Raw genomic sequence first — 19,507 nt, 5'->3', positions numbered from 1 at the left:
CTGGGTCGGAGCTAAGATGACTACCACAACGTTATTTGAAGAGTTACAAACTGCGGTTAAACAACTGCTAGTTAAGAATCAAAGGTTACAACAGGAATTGACAACGCTTAAAGAACAGCACGAGTTGGTTCAACTGGAGCTGATGGAAAAGGAAGAGCAACAAATACAGGTCGAACAGCAGGTCCGGCAATTATTAGCGGAACTTGCACCTAACAACGGATGAGTGAGCCGAATTTTATGCTGCAGATTGCCGGACGTCACTACCGCCTGAAAGCGACAACAAATAGTAAGCTGACACCGGAACAAATCAAAACCGAGCTCGAACAGCGACTGACAACCGCAGCTGCACAATCGCCACTCGCTAATCGTGACCAGTTATTGGTGTTGACCGCCGTGAATCTGGTCGCGGAGTTATTGCAGCAACAGACACTTGAGCAGCAGCAATTACACACACTGTTAACGACGATCAGGCAAGCAGACTAAGCTGCTACGCCGTATCGTGATCAATTACTGGTTCTACGGTATTGCCGGTATTCCGGGCGCCAGAAATTATCTTCAATTCTCTGTTGCAGAGCATTATCGTCCAATTCCAGCGCTAAGCCTTGCTGCATAGCAACCCTGGCAACCGCAAAAGCAATTTTCTTACTCAGTGCGGCCAGCTCGGTAAAAGGTGGTAACAGGCCACCTTTACCAGTATTAGCCAGTGGCGAATTCGCAGCCAGCGTTTCACTGGCAGAACGCAGCATCTCGTCAGAAATTAACCTTGCCTTAGCCGCAATAACACCCAAGCCAATCCCGGGGAAAATATAGCTGTTATTACACTGTGTAATCAAATAGTCACGTCCCTGGTAATGAACCGGTTTGAACGGGCTACCTGTTGCAACAATCACCTGTCCGTCGGTCCATTCAATTACCTGTTCTGGCGTGGCTTCGACTTGTCGTGATGGATTACTTAATGGAAAAATAATCGGTAATTCACAGCCCTTTTTTATAGCCCGGATAATCTGCTCAGTAAATAAGCCCGCCTGGCCAGAAACACCAATTAACACCGTTGGCTGGGCGCAATACATAACATCTAATAGGCTTGGATAGTCACCACTGAAGTTCCAGCCAGCAATTGCCGCCGCAGATTGTTGTAAAGCTTGTTGGAAATCCCGTAGATCAGGCATACCTTCAGTCAGCAACCCAAAACGATCCACCATATAAATTTGGCTACGCGCCTGTGACTCTGCAATGCCTTCGGCAACCATTTGACTGATAATGGCCTCGGCAATACCACAGCCGGCCGAACCCGCGCCAACAAACACCACTTTCTGTTGATGTAACGGCACCCCTTTGCTGCGACAGGCGGCCAGTAAAGTACCAACGGTTACTGCAGCCGTACCTTGAATATCATCATTAAAACAGCGTACCTGATCACGATACCGTTGCAGGATCGGCATCGCGTTAGGCTGAGCAAAGTCTTCAAACTGAATAATCGCTTCAGGCCAACGCCGTTGCACAGCGGCGATAAACAGCTCGATAAATTCATTGTACTCATCCTGAGCAACCCGCGGTTGGCGCAGCCCCATATACATCGGATCGTCTAACAGCTTTTTATTGTTAGTACCCACATCGAGCATGACAGGTAAGGTATAAGCCGGGCTGATACCACCACAGGCGGTGTAGAGCGACAATTTACCGATGGAAATACCCATACCACCAATACCCTGATCGCCTAACCCTAATACCCGCTCACCATCTGTCACCACGATAACCTTTACTTTGGCTTTAGTGGCGTTGCGCAGCACATCGTCCAGGTTATAGCGATCCTGATAGCTAATAAACAGGCCGCGGGCACTGCGATAAATATCAGAAAATTGTTCACAGGCATCACCCACTGTCGGGGTGTAGATAATCGGCAACATTTCTTCTAAATGCTGTTGCACCAAGCGGTAGAACAAGGTTTCGTTGTTATCCTGAATGGCACGTAAATAAATATGCTTATTAATGGCGTCGTCGAAGCTGCGGTATTGCTGATAACAGCGGCTTACCTGTTCTTCAATGGTTTCATAGCGTGGCGGTAATAAACCGGTCAGGTTAAAGGCTGCGCGTTCTTCTGCAGTAAAAGCGCTGCCTTTATTAAGCAATGGTGTTTCCAATAAGGCTGAACCGGCATAACCGGTATAAAGAGGCCGTTTCTTATTTATAATAGCTGACATGATGAAATCCGTATTAACAGAAGACAGCCGGCCTGTTGGCCGGCTAGATAGAAGATTTTAATATATAGTGCTGATCCGTGGATTAAGAACCGATAGCACAAATAAGCCCTCGGTATTACAAAAATCAATAGACTTCAACAGATCCGCCTGAGTAAGCTGCAACAACTCCAGTAAAAACGGGTCGACAAGCTTTTTAATATTATAAAGTTCGGGATGTTGATTCGCCAGGGCCAGTCTTACCGCCAGATTAACTACCAGCTCCTCATTCGAGCGGGTGGTATATTGGCAGTTATGTTGTAAGGCAACCGGCTCAACAATAGCATCGGGTAATTGCCATAAATTCAACAATTCAGCACCGCAGGCAGCGTAACTAAAGCCTAAAACTTTCTCCTGCTGCTGCCAGGGTTTAATTTCAGTTGTATATTGCTGGCAGTCACGCGCCAACTCCGGCTTTTGTTGTGCCACAACTAACTCGCCAACGTTATGTAACAAACCCGAGACATAAGCGCGATCAGCATGTTTGAGGCCAAGATGCGCAGCCAGATAACGGGCAATTAAAGCCGCGTTGACACTCTGCTCCCAAAACCGATCCAAATCGATAGCATTGGTATTGACCTGGCTACAGGCAGAGCTGATACCAATACTGAGTATCAGGTTATAGACCTGATTTTTGCCCAGAACTAATAATGCCTTACTAACAGAGTCAACTTGGTACGGTAAACGGTAAATCGCAGAATTGGCAAGTTTCAGCAGTTTGGAGGTTAATACCGGATCGAGCAGAATGACTTCGGCGATATCATCCAGATTAGCCGTGTCAGATTCCATCAATTCCCGCACCCGGAAATAGCTGTCGGGTAATGAAAACAGCTCTACAACATTCTGCGCGTACTGTAACGCATTCATTTTAGCCTCTCCGGTTTGAGTCTGGACGCCTTCACTACACAGGCGTTACGTTAAGTGTTGCTTGACTCGGGGATTTTACAAGGTTTTGCTAAAAATTCTTAGTGCTTTTTAGTAAAGCAGCGACATAACCCCCGGAAAAACCCGACAATGACGGCCTGTTAACCGCCATCACCGTAAATTTTAACTAAAGAGCTCAAATCACCCAGCATTTCACTACCAAATGAACTATCAAAATGCCACGATAAAGTACAGTTTTAGGAGTAAAGTGGTAAAAGATAAAAAGTGGTGTGATACAACAAAAAAGGAGCCGCAGCTCCTTTTAATGCATCTTGTAACTATTCAACTCCGGACTTTGCGATTAACCAGTAATAATCCCAAACCTAAGCCCAATAACCAAAATGGTGCTGGTGCAGGGATAGTGGTTGTAGTAGTCAACAGCGGGTCATGTGCCGCAAATACGGCATGAGACAGCTGCTGTTGCTGCCCTCTGGGACCGAGCAAATTGGCGGAACTCCAAGCACCTCCGATGGAGTAGTTTCTTTCTAAATTTACCTGTGGAAATAATTCTCTAAAATCAAAGTTGTAAGATGCAAAACCGCTGTTGCCACTTTTCAGGATAATGTTAAGGTGATCAAAATAGCTATTGCCCAGTAAATCTTTAGCTGCCTGAATAGCTGATTCGTTAACTTGTAAAAACCAAGTGCCAGTTAACCAACCGTCGCTACTGGAAAACATTAGGTCAATAATGTCGCCATAAACCGGATCATTATTTAGCATAACACCATTGACACTAAAGTAAGACACTCCATTTTCGATTTTGGCCAAACCAATCCAACCTGGTTTAAACGCATCGTTTACCCCATCACCATTACTGTCATAGGCTACCCAATCAGCAAACAAATTTTCATAGCCATCAAGCAGAGAAAACGGTGGTTTATTCAATGAGCCATCGCCAAATTCACCTGTATTGTCATTACCGCCAGAGCCGTAAGTAGAATCGTTACCAGAAAACCGGACACAAGAGCTGGCAGCAACCGGCGGAGCACCTTCCAGCAAGTTGGTTGAGCTTGGGGTCTCACCGATGAAGTTAATCGTAACGGCATTACAGTTTTGATAGACAACGCCTTCGGTCATCAGTGAGGCGTACGCAGACGCTGAAAACAGTAAAGCACCACCCAAGACAGCTAGATTTAAATTGAACGGTTTCATAACAATTCTCCATTTGGATTATGCCCAAAAATACACAAGAAACACGCCACAATTGATAAAGGCGCAAGATGTTGTTTTCAATATAATTTATTAATCTGCTCAACCTTTCGATTAGTAGTGTGTAAATAGCTCTACCATTCTAGTTAGAGGAAGCACTTACCTATACCAAATTACTTCATTGTTTTATAATCAATTTTATTGTTGATGCTATTTTTTCGCCCTAACCATTAAGAATTAGATGTAAAAAATCCTGACAAAAAAGGCCGCGAACGCGGCCTTAGGAAAGTGATTAATAATCAGGCAACTAAGCTACGCAACATCCAGGCATTTTTCTCATGCACAGTCATACGCTGAGTCAGTAGATCCAAGGTCACTTCATCTGAAGCGCCATCGGCTACCGGTACGATAGAGCGCGCTGTTTTAGCAATCGCTTCCTGACCTTTGACTAAGTCTTTAATCATCTCTTCGGCAGACGGAATACCATCGGCTTCTTTCAAGTTGGTCAAGCGGGCATATTCCTTATATGAGCCGGGTGCAAACTCACCTAAAGCACGGATCCGCTCGGCAATATCATCTACCGCAACTGCCAGCTCGGTATATTGGGTTTCAAACAAAGTGTGTAAAGTTTGAAACATTGGGCCTGTTACGTTCCAGTGGTAGTTGTGGGTTTTTAAATACAAGGTGTAAGTGTCAGCAAGTAAGACCGATAAACCGTGAGCAATGGCTTTACGCTGTTCTTCATCAATACCAATATTAATCTTCATTAGACACTCCCGTTATATATTCAGGTACAAAAAACAGTAGCATAGATACCTGAGTTTCTGAATTAACCTTTTCACTTATTCCTTGATCTGGGGCCTAAAAATAAAAAAACAACCCCGGTTCAGATCCGGGGTTGTGGTCTAACAAATAAATAGGCTGCAAATATCAGGCTTGCAGTGCCAACTGCCGCGCCAGATATTCGTCGTAACTACCTGCGAAATCGCGAATTTCCTGATCGGTAATTTCAATGATCCGGCTGGCCAGCGATGACACAAATTCGCGGTCATGGCTAACAAACAACAAGGTACCCTTGTAGTGCTCCAGCGCCAGGTTTAGCGACTCAATCGATTCCATATCCAGGTGGTTGGTTGGCTCATCCATGATCAGAATATTTGGTCGCTGCAACATCAGCTTGCCAAATAACATCCGGCCCTGCTCACCACCCGACAACACCTTAACGGACTTTTTAATCTCATCCTGTGAGAATAATAAGCGGCCTAAAATGCCACGGATCGCCTGTTCATCATCCGAAGGTTGCTTCCACTGACTCATCCAGTCAAATAAGGTCATATCTTCAGCAAATTCATGCGCATGATCCTGCGCATAGTAGCCAATATTCGCATTTTCTGACCATTTTACGGTGCCGCTTTCTGGTGCCAGCTCCCCTACCAGACATTTAAGTAAGGTTGATTTACCAATACCGTTGGTACCGAGGATCGCCACTTTTTCACCCACCTCAACGGTCAGCTTCAGGTTTTTAAACAGCTTGTGCTCGGTGAAGCCTTTGGTCAGCCCTTCAACTTCTAAAGCCAGACGATAGAGGCCCTTTTGCTGTTCAAAGCGGATAAAGGGGTTAACCCGGCTGGAGGCTTTAACTTCTTCCAATTTAATTTTTTCGATTTGCTTAGCACGGCTGGTAGCCTGACGGGCTTTAGAAGCGTTGGCCGAGAAACGGCTAACGAAGGTCTGCAACTCGGCAATTTGTGCTTTCTTCTTGGCGTTATCGGCTAGTAAACGCTCCCGCGCCTGCGTCGCCGCTGTCATATACTCATCGTAGTTACCCGGATAAACCCGCAACTCACCAAAGTCCAGATCAGCCATATGGGTACAGACGCTGTTTAAAAAATGCCGGTCGTGCGAAATAATCACCATGGTCGAGTTACGCTCGGCTAACACGTTTTCCAGCCAGCGAATCGTATTGATGTCCAGGTTGTTGGTCGGTTCGTCCAGCAACATAATATCCGGATCAGCAAACAGCACCTGCGCCAGCAATACCCGCAGTTTAAAACCCGGCGCCACCGCAGACATTAAGCCATAGTGTTGTTCAATTGGAATACCTACGCCCAAAAGCAGTTCACCGGCGCGAGATTCGGCGGAATAGCCATCCATCTCACCAAAAGCCACCTCCAGATCGGCGACGCGCATACCGTCTTCTTCTGACATCTCCGGATCCGCATAGATCCGATCCCGCTCGGCTTTTACCGCCCACAGTTCAGCGTGGCCCATAATCACGGTATCAATCACTGAGTACTGTTCAAAGGCGAACTGATCCTGATGCAGTTTAGCAACACGGTAATTCGGCTCAACAAAGACATTACCAGCAGTAGGCTCCAGTTCACCGCTCAGAATTTTCATAAAGGTTGACTTACCGCAGCCATTGGCGCCAATTAAGCCATAACGATTACCGTCACCAAACTTAATGGAGATATTTTCAAACAGCGGCTTAGCGCCAAACTGCATGGTTACATTATTGGTAGAAATCACTGCGGGAACCTATTGTTGCTGCCGGAAAAAAGGGGCGTATCATACGCTGTTATGCGGAAAAACTCAAAGTTAGTGCGCCAGCAAAACACAACGGGCCAGAAAAGGCCCGTTGCTGGTTAAACTGTATTACATTAGAGCGCTTCAGCGACTGCCTTGGCGGTAAGCTCAGTGATCTTTGCCCAGTCCTTAGCGGCTACCGCGCTGTCAGGTACGATCCAGGAGCCGCCGACACAACTGACATTTGGCAGGGCCAGATATTCACGGAAGTTCTGCTCGTTAATGCCACCCGTTGGGCAAAACCGGATATCAGCAAAGGGACCATAAATCGATTTTAACGTTTTTACACCACCGGCGGCTTCCGCCGGGAAGAATTTAAAATGGGTATAACCCAAACCTGTGCCTTCCATCAGCTCAGAGATACTGGCGATACCGGGGATCAGCGGAATGCTGGCCTCTTTGCCGGCTTGCAGTAATTCGCGGGTTAAGCCCGGACTGATCGCAAACTTGGCGCCGGCAGCGACAACCTGGGCCAGTTGTTCCGGATTAGTCACGGTACCAGCGCCAACTACGGCCTCTGGTACCTGCTCGGCTAAAAGCTTAATGGCTTCCAGCGCTACTGGCGTGCGCAATGTCACTTCTAATACTTTGATGCCACCCGCTAGTAAAGCTTTCGCCATTGGTACGGCGTCGGCTAAATCTTTAATCACAATAACCGGTACCACCGGGCCCATTGCAAACAACACTGACGGTTGTAACTGCCAATTCGTAAATGCCATAACTTAACCTGCCAATGTTTGTTTTAAATAGACGGCTGCGCCCAGTAAACCCGGCTGCTCAGCGGTGACGATAAAGGTTGGGATCTGTTGATTAAAGCCAGCGAACCGGCCTTTGGCTTCAAAGCGGGCGCGAAACTCACTGCTACCGAGCAACGGCAGTAACTTGGGTACTATGCCACCCGCGACATAAACTCCACCGAAGGTGCTGAGTGTCAGCGCCAAATCGCCGGCTACCGCGCCTAAACTGGCGTAAAACTGCGCTACTGCATCTTTCGCAAGTTGCGATTGGCCAGATAATGCCTGCTGACCAATCTCACCGGCAGTAAGAGGTGCTACCTCGAGTTTCTGAAAAACCGCCAGTGCCTGATAAATGGCTTCAAGTCCGGGACCTGATAGCAGTCGCTCTGGCGATACATGACCATATTGTGCAGCGAGCTGACGCTGAATAAACCATTCCTGCTCAGTTTGCGCTGCCCAGTCCACATGACCGCCCTCACCTGGTAAAGGTAAAAACTTACCGTCGACCGGGAGTAAATGCGCGACGCCTAAACCGGTACCGGCACCTAAAACTGCCATGGGTTTGCCGGCCTGCGCCTGACCGCCGCCAATCTGGATTTTCTGATCTTCTGCGAGCGCCGGTAAACACATCGCTACTGCAGTGAAGTCGTTCATCACCAATAAGGTGTTTAACTGTAGCTCAGCTTGCATAGCATTGATCGAAAATTGCCAATGGAAATTGGTCATTTTCACGTTATCGCCGTTCACCGGACAGGCAATAGCAATGGCGACGTCTTTAATCGCGGTTAAGCCCAGTTGCTGCTGATAATGTTGTAACGCCGCAGCCAGAGTTGGGAAGTCGGCGCACGGATAAACCGCCACCTGATCCAGTGCCAGCGTATCCAGTGCCACCCTGCTAAAGCGGGCATTAGTGCCGCCGATATCAGCGACAATCGCGAATTGGCGTTCAGCCATGCAGATGCTCCTCCGTGACAAATAAGCTGCAAGCGCCCTGCTCGGCACCGGTTAACTGCAGACGCATGGCACCAAACATCTCGCGGCCCATACCGTACAGGTTATGGCTCAGATCCGCTGTGGCCGGGGTCCGAGCTGCAAACTCAGCGGCATCAACCAATACTTCCAGTTTGCCGGTTTCGCCATCAACCAGCAGCAGATCACCGGTTTGAATACGGGCAATATTGCCACCGTCCAGTGCCTCGGGTGTGACATGGATCGCCGCCGGGACCTTACCTGAGGCACCCGACATCCGGCCATCCGTAACCAGAGCCACTTTAAACCCTTTATCCTGTAACACACCAAGTGGTGGCGTTAACTTATGCAGCTCGGGCATACCGCAGGCTTTGGGGCCCTGGAACCGTACCACCACCACACAATCCTTATTCAGTTCACCGGCTTTAAAAGCGGCTTCCAATTCATGCTGACTATGAAAGACCACTGCTGGCGCCTTAACCACTTCGGTGCCAGGCCGTAGTGCTGACGTTTTCAGTACCGCGCGACCGATATTGCCGGATAACACCTGTAAACCACCGGTAGCTTTAAAGGGCTTATCAACGGTGGTTAAGACGTCAGGATCCTGAGACTGCAGCGGTGCATCCACCCAGCGCAACTCACCATTTTCCAGCAGCGGCTGTTGGGTGTAACGACGTAAGCCAAATCCGGCTACCGTCTGCACATCTTCATGTAACAGGCCTGCGTCTAATAGCGTCCGGATCAGCAAAGGCACGCCACCGGCATGTTGAAAGTGGTTAATATCGGCCTGACCGTTCGGGTAAATTTTTGCCAGTAGCGGTGTAGCTTGTGATAACTCCGCAAAATCATCCCAATTCACAATAAAGCCTGCCGCGCGGGCCACGGCAATTAAATGCATGGTATGGTTGGTAGAACCACCGGTTGCCAACAAGCCCACTATGCCATTAACCACCACCTTAGCATCAACCAACTTACCAATTGGCAGGTAATCAGTACCCAGATCGGTCAAGCGGGTCACCTGGCGCGCGGCTGCGCGGGTGAGCTCATCACGCAGCGGCGTGTAAGGGTTGATAAAAGACGAGCCAGGTAAGTGCAGGCCCATCACCTCAACCACTAACTGGTTAGAGTTGGCGGTACCATAGAAAGTACAGGTACCGGCAGCATGGTAGGATTTTGCTTCGGCTTCCAGCAGCTCTTCTTTACCGACCTTGCCTTCAGCAAACAGCTGGCGAACCCGGGCTTTTTCTTTGTTCGGAATACCAGACGGCATGGGGCCGGCGGGCACAAACACAAAGGGCAAATGACCAAAACTGAGCGCAGCTAACAATAAACCCGGCACTATCTTGTCACAGATCCCAAGCATCAGGCCGCCATCAAACATATTGTGGGATAAGCCAATAGCTGCCGCCATCGCGATATTATCGCGGCTGATTAGGCTAAGTTCCATCCCCGGCTGGCCCTGAGTCACACCATCACACATGGCGGCGACACCACCGGCAAACTGTGCCACGCTCCCCACTTCGGCCACCGCTTTTTTAATGATTTCCGGGTAGAACTGGTAAGGCTGATGCGCTGACAGCATATCGTTGTAGGACGAGATAATAGCGATATTGGCTTTTGTCAGACTACGCAGGTCGCTTTTTTCGGAGGCATTACAAGCGGCAAAGCCATGTGCCAGGTTACCACAACTGAGCGCCCCGCGATGAGGCCCCTTGCGACGTGCTTCTTCAAGCCGGTCCAGGTAAATAGCCCGGCTTTTGCTGCTACGGGCAATAATGCGGTCGGTGACGCGCTGAATAACTGGGTTCATGGTTAACCTCTAACTTGGCGAGTACATCACTGCCATTGGCACGGCAGTTTGTTGTAAAAAAGCCCGAATTGGCATCGCTAATTGATCCGTACCAGCTTGCGCCTGCTCCAGTACAGCGAGTTTATTGCTGCCCACCAGATGCAAAAATAGCTGACGACTTTGCAACAATCGCGCTTTACTCAGGGTGATCCGCTGATAAGGCGCTGTGGTCGGGCTGGTGGCCAATACCACAGGGGCATTATCCGCCATGCCGGCCGCTAACTCTGCGCAACACGGAAATAAAGAAGCGGTATGGCCATCTTCACCCATGCCGAGGATCACCGCATCAAAGGTCGGCAACGCAGACAGCCGATTGGCAATAACTGGCACCGCGGCATAAGCATCATCGGCAGCGGCATATAAACTGATAAAACGGGCGCTGGCAGCATGGCGTTGCAACAAGGTATTACGTACTAAACGCTCGTTGCTATGCTCGGCATCCGGCGGTAAATAGCGATCATCCGCCAGTAACACTGTTACTTTTTCCCAAGCCAGAGGTGTGTCCGCCAATTTGGCAAATAACACCTGCGGTGTGCGGCCACCCGATACCACCAGATAAGCAGCGCCGCGATCAGCAATTGCCTGTTCTAAGATGGTGACTAGCTGAGCAGCAAAGGCGTCGTTTAACGCATCGCTGTTCACAAACTGTTGTAGTTGCATCTTACTCATCCCAGTTACGTTCATCGCGCGCCATCATTGAAATGGCCGCTACCGGACCCCAGCTACCAGCCTGATAGGCTTTTGGCGGTTCATTACTGTCTTTCCAGGCTTGCAGAATGCTGTCAACCCACTTCCAGGCTTGCTCAACTTCGTCGCGGCGTACGAACAAATATTGATTTCCCAACATCGCCTCTAACAACAGACGCTCATAAGCATCAGCGATGCGTTGCGACTTAAAGGTTTCGTCAAAACTTAAGTCTAGCTTGCTCTGCTGCAGTCGCATATGTTCGCCCAGACCCGGGATTTTGTTCATCATTTGAATTTCGACCCCCTCATCCGGCTGCAAGCGGATAATCAACTTGTTGGCGGGCAGATCGCGGTAGGTGTCGCGAAAAATATTGTGCGGCTGTGGTTTAAAACAAATCACCACTTCACTGTGCTTTTTCGGCATCCGCTTGCCGGTACGCAGGTAGAAAGGTACACCGGCCCAGCGCCAGTTATCGATATCCACTTTAATCGCAACAAAGGTTTCGGTTTTACTGTTGGGCCTTGCGCCCTCTTCCTCTAAATAACCAGGCGCCGCCTGACCAGCAACAAAGCCGGCGCTGTATTGGCCACGCACGGTTTTTTCCTGCACGTTGCTCTGATCGATTTTACGCAGTGCTTTTAATACTTTGAGCTTTTCATCCCGAATGCTATCAGCGTCCAGTCGTGCCGGTGGCTCCATTGCAATCAGTGACAACACTTGCAACAGATGGTTTTGCACCATATCGCGCATCTGACCTGCATCATCGTAGTAGCTCCAACGGCCCTCTACCCCAACCTCTTCCGCCACGGTAATTTGCACATGATCGATGGCATTATGATCCCAATTCGAAGCAAAAATGGCGTTGGCAAAACGCAGTGCTAACAGGTTTAACACCGTTTCTTTACCCAGGTAATGGTCAATACGGTAAATCTGAGATTCTTTAAAGTATTCAGCAACCTGGTCATTAATGACTTTAGACGATGCCAGATCGTGACCAATCGGCTTTTCCAGCACGACTCGTGATGGCTCGGCTGCTAAGCCGGCTTCAGCCAGGCCACGGCATAAATCACCAAAAAGCGCAGGCGGGGTAGCAAAATAGCTGACAGTGATTCTTTTATTCGGCTCAGTAACCGCCGCCAGTTTCTGGTAATCGCTAATCTTGGTCATATCCAGCTGCACATAATGCAGTTTGGCGGCTAATGCCTGCCATACCTTATCGTCTAAGGCTTCCTTCTTTAGGAAACGTACCAGATTGGTTTTAACCAGCTCAACATAACTGCTGCGGTCCAGTTCATCCCGGGCAACACCGATGATTTGCGACTGTTCACACAGTAACCCGGCTTTTTCTAACTGATATAAGGCTGGCAGTAACTTACGGCGGGCGAGATCGCCTTTGGTACCGAATAAAATTAAATCACATGCCTGGTTTGGGGTGGTTGTCATAACTCAGCCTATAAAGAAGATGTAATTTTACAACACTTGACCCAGTCTAGCGGACTGAAAAGCGGTTGTAAACGCCAAATACTGTAATTAAATTACAAAATACTGGCTGTTAAGCGTGAATGGATTATTATAATGTAGCCTTGATCGCATTCCGGATAAATTGTGGTAAATTTAATACCGTTTTGTCCGCCAGAGTGAAAGCAGACAACTCAGCTAACAAGGCGTCGTCATAATACGCCGATAAAAACGCACTATAGCATAGCCCTCCTAGCACGGGGACGGACAAGCGCAGGTAACCACGAATGAATGTACTGGAAAAAATCGTAAGCAGTGTCAACAACTTTAGCAAGTCTGAGCGCAAAGTTGCCGATGTCATTCTGGCGAATCCGCAGGTGACGATCCACAGTAGTATTGCGGCGCTGGCCAAGATGGCCGATGTGAGTGAACCGACCGTCAATCGTTTCTGCCGCCGCCTGGATACGAAAGGATTTCCGGATTTTAAATTACACCTGGCACAAAGCCTGGCGAATGGCACCCCTTATGTAAACCGACATGTTGAAGAGGAAGATGGCCCTGAAGCCTACACCGCTAAGATCTTTGAATCAACAATGGCAGCGCTGGATACGGCACGTCAGCGGGTCGATATCAGCACCATTAATAAAGCAGTTGATGTGCTGACACAGGCAAAAAAAATCTCCTTCTTTGGCTTGGGGGCCTCGGCGTCGGTCGCTCACGATGCACAGAATAAATTCTTCCGTTTTAATGTGCCGGTAGTCTGCTTTGACGACATCGTGATGCAGCGGATGTCTGCAATAAACAGTACTGAAGGTGATGTCGTAGTCTGTATCAGCCATACCGGTCGCACTAAAAATCTGTGTGAAATTGCCGCTATTGCGAAAGAAAATGATGCCACCGTCATCGGTATTACTGCTTATGACAGTCCCCTGGCGCGTGAGTGCTCGTTAGTTCTGTCGTTGGATGTACCTGAAGATACTGATCTTTATATGCCAATGGCATCGCGGGTCGCACAGCTGGTACTGATTGATATCCTGGCAACGGGTTTTACTTTAAGACGTGGTAGCAAATTTAGAGAGAACCTGAAAAAAGTTAAAGACAGTCTGCGTGGCTCACGCTTTGATAAAAAAGATATGTCACTCTAAAGCATGTTACTGCTCAGACGTGTAATTTATATTCAGATTTAACCTGTATTCTGTAATAAAATTACATTAGACTACGGCACACTATGCCAAGTGCGTCATCAGCGGGAGTTTCTAATGTTAAGAAGAACCAAGATCGTTGCCACCCTGGGGCCAGCGACCAACAGCCAGGCTGTTATCGAAAAACTTATCCAAGCCGGCGCCACTGTGTTCCGGCTTAATTTTTCTCACGGCTCAGCCGATGACCACAAAGCCCGGGCGCAGATGGTACGTGCAGCGGCTGAGAAAGTCGGTGCTCATGTCGCTATCTTAGGTGATTTGCAAGGTCCGAAGATCAGGGTCTCAACCTTCAGAAACAATGCCGTTATGCTGGAAGAAGGACAAGATTTTGTACTCGATGCCAGCTTGCCGAAAGGTGAAGGCGATGAGACTCAGGTCGGGATCGATTACAAACAGCTACCACAGGATGTTAAAGCCGGCGATTTACTGCTGCTGGATGATGGTCGTATTCAACTGCAGGTAACCGCCGTTGCGGGCGAGCGTGTGACCACTACCGTCGTAGTTGGCGGCAAACTGAGTAATAATAAAGGCATTAACCGCCAGGGTGGCGGCCTGACTGCCCCCGCCCTGACCGAAAAAGATAAGCGTGACATTATTACCGCCGCTGAAATCGATGTGGATTACCTGGCAGTATCTTTCCCGCGCAGCGGCGACGATTTACGCTATGCCCGTGAACTGGCGGTAGCGGCGGGTTCCGAAGCCCGTATTATGGCCAAAGTTGAACGCGCTGAAGCCGTTGCCGATGATGCGACATTGGATGACATTATTAAAGCCTCAGACGCAGTGATGGTCGCCCGCGGCGATCTGGGTGTGGAAATCGGCGATGCTGAGCTGGTGGGTCAGCAAAAGCGCATTATTGCCCGCTCACGCCAGCTGAATCGGATTGTGATCACCGCTACCCAGATGATGGAGAGCATGATCGAAAATCCAATGCCAACTCGCGCTGAGGTGATGGATGTTGCCAACGCAGTATTAGATGGTACCGATGGCGTGATGCTGTCAGCTGAAACCGCTGCCGGTAAATATCCGGTAGAAACGGTTAAAGCCATGGTTCGGGTATGTAACGGTGCTGAAAAGCATCCGTCAGTACAAACCTCCAAGCACCGGATGAACCTGTCGTTTTCAGAAGTGAGCGAAACTATTGCGCTGTCGGCAATGTATGCCGCCAATCATCTGGAAGGCATCAAAGCCATTATTACGCTGACTGAGTCAGGTTATACCGCCAAGCTGATGTCGCGTATTACGTCACCTCAGCCAATTTATGCGCTGTCACGTCATACCCGTACTCTGAACAAGATGGCGTTATACCGTGGGGTTTATCCGGCATTTTTTGACAGTACCGAAGTGACCGCAGCCGAACTGGCCGACAAAGCCATCGAAGTAATCCGAAATAAAGCTGGCTTAAAAAGCGGTGATCTGGTCATTATCACGCACGGTGATGTAATGGAAACCGTAGGCGCCTCTAATACCTGCAAGATCGTTACAGTTAAATAACCTCTTGCCAAAAAGCACCGGCCCCGCTTTGCGGGGCCTTTTTATTTTTAACTAAGTAGCTTTTAGTTACAGCACATCACGCTGCAACTTGCGCACTTTACGTGCAGCGCGGTATTGCACAAATTGCGGCGCTAACGCTGTTAAAGCGGAGCCGGCGACGACCAGACAAGCACCAAACAACGACCAGCCATTTAATAGTTGCGCCTGCACCAGTTCCGGCCAGATCCACGCCAGCAACTTAGCACTGCCAATGGTGATTAAGGGGGTAATAGCCAGCACGGCACTAACTTTCGACGCTTCCCAGTGATGCAATGCTTCGGCGAAGGCACCATAAGCGACGACAGTATTTAAACAACAAAAAACCAATAATCCCCACTGTAAGACACTAAAGTCGATTAGTGGGGTTAGATCCGATACCGGTAAAAACGCCAGCGCACCGGCAAAATAAATCAGATACATAATCTGTTTCGAGCTGTAGTTTACCAGTAGCTGCTTTTGCGCCAGTGCGTAAGCAGCCCAGGTAATCGCAGCGGCGATAACCAGCAGGACGCCAAAGGTTTCGGTACTGGCTTGCATCAGTAACGTGAGCAAACGCTCGTTAAAAAATAGCAACAAGCCAGCGACTAGCGTCCAGGCGCCGATTTTCTGCCACAACAATAAGCGTTCTTTAAATATCCAGATCCCGCCCAGCATCATTAAAAATGGCGCCAACTGGATCACCGTCTGCGCGGTTTCGGCTGTTAAACGATCGAGGCCTGTCAGGTATAAAATATAATTCAGTAGTAAGCCAACGATACAAATGGCCAGCAGCAACGCCAGCTTTGGCTGTTTTAATACGCCTAACGCGGGCAATTTACCACGTAGCCCCAACCATAAGCCCACCATCACCGCTGCCGCCAGAAAACGGATTGCCGTAATAGTATTTGCGGTGACGACTTCTAACAGGATTTTTAACGCTATAGGCAGCACGCCCCATAACACAGCCGTGGTTAGCGCCAATAAAAAGCCAACCAGGGTTTTACCGGTAATTTGATGCATCAGACTTGATTCCAAAAAAACACTAACGTTGCGTTAGTTGGCGTATTGTCGCCGATAGCGCAGGTTCTGTCCCGTGCTTTTCGCATTATTGCGACAAATCAAACTAAAGTAGAGATTAATGTTTATACTGCTCTGCAGTGTTCGTGGGTAACAGTTAACTGGAGAGATAGAGAATGGATCGGATCAGACGTATCGGGGTTCTTACCTCTGGCGGTGATGCTCCTGGCATGAATGCCACAATCCGTGCAGTACAGCTCACCGCGGCGGCCTGTAATATCGAAGTAATAGGCTTCAAACATGGCTATAACGGCCTGCTGGAGTCGGAATATAAAACGCTGCTCGGCCATCATGTGCAAAATATTATTCAGCGTGGCGGTACCATTCTAAAAAGCGCCCGTTGCCCTGCACTACAAACACCGGATGGTCCGGCGCAAGCTGCCGCAACCTTGCATCAATTGGATATCGATGCGCTGATCGTAATTGGTGGTGACGGCAGCTTTCGTGGCGCATTAGAAATTGCCAAACATTATAACGGCCAGATTATTGGCGTCCCGGGTACCATCGACAACGATGTTGACGGTACCGACAATACTATTGGCTATGCAACTGCCATTGATACGGCACTGGATGCCATTGATAAAATTCGCGATACCGCTGATGCCTTTGAGCGGATTTTCTTAGTGGAATTGATGGGCCGCCACAGTGGTTATATTGCGCTCTCAGCCGGTATTGCCGCTGGCGCTGAACAGATTATTTGTCCGGAGTTTGGCCGGTTACAACCTGGTGATTTACGATCGGTGATCACCCCGATTCAGCACGCCCAGCTGCTAATGGGTAAGAGCAGCTATATTATCGTCGTGGCCGAAAACAGTTATCCGGGCGGCACCACCGCACTGGCGGATGAATTAAGCAAGGCCATCGGTATTGAATGCCGTGCCTGTATTCTGGGGCATATTCAGCGCGGAGGCAGCCCTGTTGGTGCCGATCGAATTCTGGGAACTAAATTAGGGGCCTTTGCCGTAGAGCAACTATTACAAGGTGCTCATCTGCAAATGGCCGGCGAAGTGAATGGTGAAGCTGTGCTATACCCGCTTAGTAAAACCGGTGACCGCAGAAAAGCGATTGACCCCTTCCTCGTGCGCTGGCAGCAACAAGTTGGCAGTAGTTAATTGTTGTCAGTTTAAAATTCAGCACAAAAAAAGGTGCGCATTCGCACCTTTTTGTTAAGCAAGCCTTGATTGGAAGCTAGCTGAAACTTAGTGGCTAAATACCTGTTTCACCCTATCTTTATAGCTGCGGCTCACCTTAACCGCCTGACCATTGGTCAGCACCAGCTGATGCTCGCCGTTAGTTAACATTTGCAGTTTAGCAATAGTGTTGACGTTAACAATAGCGGAGCGATGTACCCGCACAAACAAGCGTGGATCTAATTCCGACTCCAGTTCTTTCATCGTCCGGCGCAGGATATGAGTCTGACCATCCCGGGTATGAATGCACATGTAGTCACCTGCGGCATCAACCCAGTCGATGTCCTGTACCTGTACCCGGGTGATTTCCCCGCTGTCTTTAATGCTAATAGCTTCCGGGTAACGATCACTGACCACCGGCTCAGCGTTATCCAGCCGCTCTAAAATCGTATCCGGCTGATCGCCAGTTAAACGGGCTACCGCCGCCGCAAGTTTATCAGTGCGTTTTTGGCTATCGGCCGCATTGTGAAAGGTCAGAACTTTTTCGACCGCAGCTTTTAAGCGCTCTGGCTCCACAGGCTTTAACACATAATCGACCGCCTGCACTTCAAAAGCGTTGAAAGCGTAGTGATCATAAGCGGTAACAAACACCACATAGGGTAAGCGGATATGCCGTTCCTGCAACGCTTTTAACACTGCAAAGCCATCCATACCGGGCATTTCAACATCTAAGAACACGAGATCGGGGGTTTGCGCCTGAATGGCCGCTATCGCATCCGGCCCGTTAGCACACTCTGCAACCACCTGCAGCTCAGGAAAAGCTGTCAGGCGGACCAACATCCCTTTACGCGCCAGCGGTTCATCATCTACCACTATGACTTTAAGCATCTTTGGTTTCCGTTTGTTCTAATTGTAATGGAATTCTAATATTTACCTTTACGCCGCGCGGCTGATTTTGGGTTAGCACCAGGGCAAAATCATTGTCATACAATGCAGCCAACCGCTCTCGGGTATTTACCAGCCCGACGCCACTGCCCTTATTATCAGCGGTTTTGCTACTATCGACAATCTCGGGTAAACCCGGACCGTTATCTGCGACTTCGAGCAACAAATCATGGCCGAACTTGCGGGTGGTTATCGCAATTTCACCACCGTTTACTTCACGTGCAACGGCATATTTAATCGCGTTCTCAATCAGAGGTTGCAAAATCAGACTAGGTACCAGCGCCTTTTCAGTACCGGGTTCAACATCAATCACTATCGACAAGCGCTCTGAAAACCGAACTTTCTCAATCTCCAGATAGAGCCTGGCAGCATAAATTTCCTGCTCCAGTGGCACCTTGTTGATCGGATCTTTGTATAAAGAATAGCGTAAAAAATCGCTTAACCGGCTTACCATTTTATTGGCAGTATCATTATCATTAATCAGCACCAGAGTAGAAATCGCATTTAAGGTGTTAAACAAGAAATGTGGATTTAACTGATAACGTAACATTTTCAGCTGAGCTTCATGCGCCTTGTTCATCGCCGTCAAGGATTTCTGCTTTTCGGCCTGCAAGGTTTGATAATACTTGATGCCGAAATACAAGCCGCTCCAGCTAAGCATCACATAAAAGGCCGCTGGCGTGTCTTTGATGTAAAGCAACCAATCGCTTGGCCGGTAACCATGACGATAGATTTCCCAGTAATTGAAATTACGGATCACCGTCCAGAACATCGCTATTAACAAAGCGACGACCAGCACGGTCAAAATCATTTTCCACGGCTCCCAGGCCCAGATATGGCGATAGAAGTAACGCAGCGGAATGGTCAGCAACCAGCCGACATAGGCGTCCAGGCTGATTACAATAAGATAAGCATCACGGGTATCGAGTACCAGTGAGCTTAGATAATTGACAATGGCAAAACCCAGCCAACCAAGCGTATGCAGGATCCAGAACTGTCGGTTACGATCTTCAAACAGCTTATTCAAATTTATGCCGAGTCTTA

The 19,507-nt window shown here is 48.8% G+C and carries 18 protein-coding genes; 5 read left to right on the top strand and 13 right to left on the bottom strand.

The window, feature by feature from the left end:
- Window positions 1–16: 16 nt before the first annotated feature.
- The gene (locus AGRI_RS02905) at window positions 17–223 is read left to right on the top strand and encodes a hypothetical protein (RefSeq protein WP_008983511.1); all 207 of its coding nucleotides are present in this window, start codon (window positions 17–19) and stop codon (window positions 221–223) included.
- The gene (gene zapA / locus AGRI_RS02900; RefSeq protein WP_008983510.1) at window positions 220–483 is read left to right on the top strand and encodes a cell division protein ZapA; all 264 of its coding nucleotides are present in this window, start codon (window positions 220–222) and stop codon (window positions 481–483) included. Before AGRI_RS02905 ends, zapA begins: the two co-directional genes overlap by 4 nt.
- A 20-nt stretch (window positions 484–503) precedes the next feature.
- Here the strand turns inward: zapA and AGRI_RS02895 are convergent, their stop codons facing one another.
- The 10 genes from AGRI_RS02895 to zwf all read right to left on the bottom strand — a co-directional run bounded on the left by AGRI_RS02895 (window position 504) and on the right by zwf (window position 12,582).
- Window positions 504–2,201 (bottom strand): NAD-dependent malic enzyme, encoded by a 1,698-nt coding sequence (locus AGRI_RS02895; RefSeq protein WP_008983509.1) that lies wholly within the window; start codon window positions 2,199–2,201, stop codon window positions 504–506.
- Window positions 2,202–2,258: 57 nt separating this feature from the next.
- On the bottom strand, window positions 2,259–3,104 hold the full coding sequence (locus AGRI_RS02890) for an HDOD domain-containing protein (protein WP_008983508.1): 846 nt from the start codon (window positions 3,102–3,104) through the stop codon (window positions 2,259–2,261).
- Window positions 3,105–3,443: 339 nt separating this feature from the next.
- Complete coding sequence (locus AGRI_RS02885) at window positions 3,444–4,313, bottom strand: hypothetical protein (RefSeq protein ID WP_008983507.1); 870 nt, start codon at window positions 4,311–4,313, stop codon at window positions 3,444–3,446.
- A 296-nt stretch (window positions 4,314–4,609) separates the two neighbouring features.
- Entirely contained in the window at window positions 4,610–5,077 is a 468-nt protein-coding gene (locus tag AGRI_RS02880; protein WP_008983506.1) for a Dps family protein, read from the bottom strand.
- A gap of 163 nt (window positions 5,078–5,240) precedes the next feature.
- A complete protein-coding gene (locus AGRI_RS02875) occupies window positions 5,241–6,839 on the bottom strand; it encodes an ABC-F family ATPase (protein WP_008983505.1) in 1,599 nt (532 codons plus the stop codon).
- A 131-nt stretch (window positions 6,840–6,970) separates the two neighbouring features.
- Entirely contained in the window at window positions 6,971–7,615 is a 645-nt protein-coding gene (locus tag AGRI_RS02870) for a bifunctional 4-hydroxy-2-oxoglutarate aldolase/2-dehydro-3-deoxy-phosphogluconate aldolase (RefSeq protein WP_008983504.1), read from the bottom strand.
- 3 nt (window positions 7,616–7,618) lie between these two features.
- Window positions 7,619–8,587, bottom strand: coding sequence for a glucokinase (locus tag AGRI_RS02865; RefSeq protein WP_008983503.1), 969 nt, complete (start codon window positions 8,585–8,587; stop codon window positions 7,619–7,621).
- A complete protein-coding gene (gene edd, locus AGRI_RS02860; protein ID WP_008983502.1) occupies window positions 8,580–10,412 on the bottom strand; it encodes a phosphogluconate dehydratase in 1,833 nt (610 codons plus the stop codon). The genes AGRI_RS02865 and edd overlap by 8 nt, the downstream gene beginning before the upstream one ends.
- Window positions 10,413–10,421: 9 nt before the next feature.
- On the bottom strand, window positions 10,422–11,111 hold the full coding sequence (gene pgl, locus AGRI_RS02855) for a 6-phosphogluconolactonase (protein ID WP_008983501.1): 690 nt from the start codon (window positions 11,109–11,111) through the stop codon (window positions 10,422–10,424).
- Window position 11,112: 1 nt separating this feature from the next.
- Complete coding sequence (zwf, locus tag AGRI_RS02850) at window positions 11,113–12,582, bottom strand: glucose-6-phosphate dehydrogenase (RefSeq protein ID WP_008983500.1); 1,470 nt, start codon at window positions 12,580–12,582, stop codon at window positions 11,113–11,115.
- Between the two features lie 302 nt (window positions 12,583–12,884).
- On the opposite strand from zwf, the gene AGRI_RS02845 reads away from it, so the two are divergent.
- On the top strand, window positions 12,885–13,742 hold the full coding sequence (locus AGRI_RS02845) for a MurR/RpiR family transcriptional regulator (RefSeq protein WP_008983499.1): 858 nt from the start codon (window positions 12,885–12,887) through the stop codon (window positions 13,740–13,742).
- A gap of 114 nt (window positions 13,743–13,856) precedes the next feature.
- Window positions 13,857–15,293, top strand: a complete 1,437-nt coding sequence (gene pyk / locus AGRI_RS02840) for a pyruvate kinase (RefSeq protein WP_008983498.1) — start codon at window positions 13,857–13,859, stop codon at window positions 15,291–15,293.
- 66 nt (window positions 15,294–15,359) lie between these two features.
- Here the strand turns inward: pyk and AGRI_RS02835 are convergent, their stop codons facing one another.
- Complete coding sequence (locus tag AGRI_RS02835; protein WP_008983497.1) at window positions 15,360–16,331, bottom strand: DMT family transporter; 972 nt, start codon at window positions 16,329–16,331, stop codon at window positions 15,360–15,362.
- 173 nt (window positions 16,332–16,504) lie between these two features.
- On the opposite strand from AGRI_RS02835, the gene AGRI_RS02830 reads away from it, so the two are divergent.
- Window positions 16,505–17,500 (top strand): ATP-dependent 6-phosphofructokinase, encoded by a 996-nt coding sequence (locus AGRI_RS02830; protein ID WP_008983496.1) that lies wholly within the window; start codon window positions 16,505–16,507, stop codon window positions 17,498–17,500.
- An 87-nt stretch (window positions 17,501–17,587) separates the two neighbouring features.
- On the opposite strand, the gene AGRI_RS02825 is transcribed toward AGRI_RS02830, so the two are convergent.
- Together AGRI_RS02825 and AGRI_RS02820 are read right to left on the bottom strand one after the other, a co-directional pair.
- Window positions 17,588–18,406 carry a LytR/AlgR family response regulator transcription factor gene (locus AGRI_RS02825; protein ID WP_008983495.1) on the bottom strand — a complete coding sequence of 273 codons (819 nt, stop codon included), beginning with the start codon at window positions 18,404–18,406 and terminating at the stop codon, window positions 17,588–17,590.
- Window positions 18,399–19,490 carry a sensor histidine kinase gene (locus tag AGRI_RS02820; RefSeq protein WP_008983494.1) on the bottom strand — a complete coding sequence of 364 codons (1,092 nt, stop codon included), beginning with the start codon at window positions 19,488–19,490 and terminating at the stop codon, window positions 18,399–18,401. The genes AGRI_RS02825 and AGRI_RS02820 overlap by 8 nt, the downstream gene beginning before the upstream one ends.
- Between the last annotated feature and the right edge of the window lie 17 nt (window positions 19,491–19,507).

This window comes from Alishewanella agri BL06, from assembly GCF_000272005.1.
GTDB lineage: Bacteria > Pseudomonadota > Gammaproteobacteria > Enterobacterales > Alteromonadaceae > Alishewanella > Alishewanella agri.
This window is presented reverse-complemented; position numbering and strand designations above follow the sequence as displayed.

Bases quoted from the DNA above. Each gene is read 5' to 3' on its own strand.
- AGRI_RS02895 (WP_008983509.1), bottom strand. From the start codon at position 2,201: ATGTCAGCTATTATAAATAAGAAACGGCCTCTTTATACCGGTTATGCC.
- AGRI_RS02825 (WP_008983495.1), bottom strand. From the start codon at position 18,406: ATGCTTAAAGTCATAGTGGTAGATGATGAACCGCTGGCGCGTAAAGGG.
- AGRI_RS02845 (WP_008983499.1), top strand. From the start codon at position 12,885: ATGAATGTACTGGAAAAAATCGTAAGCAGTGTCAACAACTTTAGCAAG.
- AGRI_RS02865 (WP_008983503.1), bottom strand. From the start codon at position 8,587: ATGGCTGAACGCCAATTCGCGATTGTCGCTGATATCGGCGGCACTAAT.
- AGRI_RS02885 (WP_008983507.1), bottom strand. From the start codon at position 4,313: ATGAAACCGTTCAATTTAAATCTAGCTGTCTTGGGTGGTGCTTTACTG.
- AGRI_RS02905 (WP_008983511.1), top strand. From the start codon at position 17: ATGACTACCACAACGTTATTTGAAGAGTTACAAACTGCGGTTAAACAA.
- zapA (WP_008983510.1), top strand. From the start codon at position 220: ATGAGTGAGCCGAATTTTATGCTGCAGATTGCCGGACGTCACTACCGC.
- AGRI_RS02830 (WP_008983496.1), top strand. From the start codon at position 16,505: ATGGATCGGATCAGACGTATCGGGGTTCTTACCTCTGGCGGTGATGCT.
- zwf (WP_008983500.1), bottom strand. From the start codon at position 12,582: ATGACAACCACCCCAAACCAGGCATGTGATTTAATTTTATTCGGTACC.
- AGRI_RS02890 (WP_008983508.1), bottom strand. From the start codon at position 3,104: ATGAATGCGTTACAGTACGCGCAGAATGTTGTAGAGCTGTTTTCATTA.
- AGRI_RS02835 (WP_008983497.1), bottom strand. From the start codon at position 16,331: ATGCATCAAATTACCGGTAAAACCCTGGTTGGCTTTTTATTGGCGCTA.
- pyk (WP_008983498.1), top strand. From the start codon at position 13,857: ATGTTAAGAAGAACCAAGATCGTTGCCACCCTGGGGCCAGCGACCAAC.
- AGRI_RS02880 (WP_008983506.1), bottom strand. From the start codon at position 5,077: ATGAAGATTAATATTGGTATTGATGAAGAACAGCGTAAAGCCATTGCT.
- AGRI_RS02870 (WP_008983504.1), bottom strand. From the start codon at position 7,615: ATGGCATTTACGAATTGGCAGTTACAACCGTCAGTGTTGTTTGCAATG.
- pgl (WP_008983501.1), bottom strand. From the start codon at position 11,111: ATGCAACTACAACAGTTTGTGAACAGCGATGCGTTAAACGACGCCTTT.
- edd (WP_008983502.1), bottom strand. From the start codon at position 10,412: ATGAACCCAGTTATTCAGCGCGTCACCGACCGCATTATTGCCCGTAGC.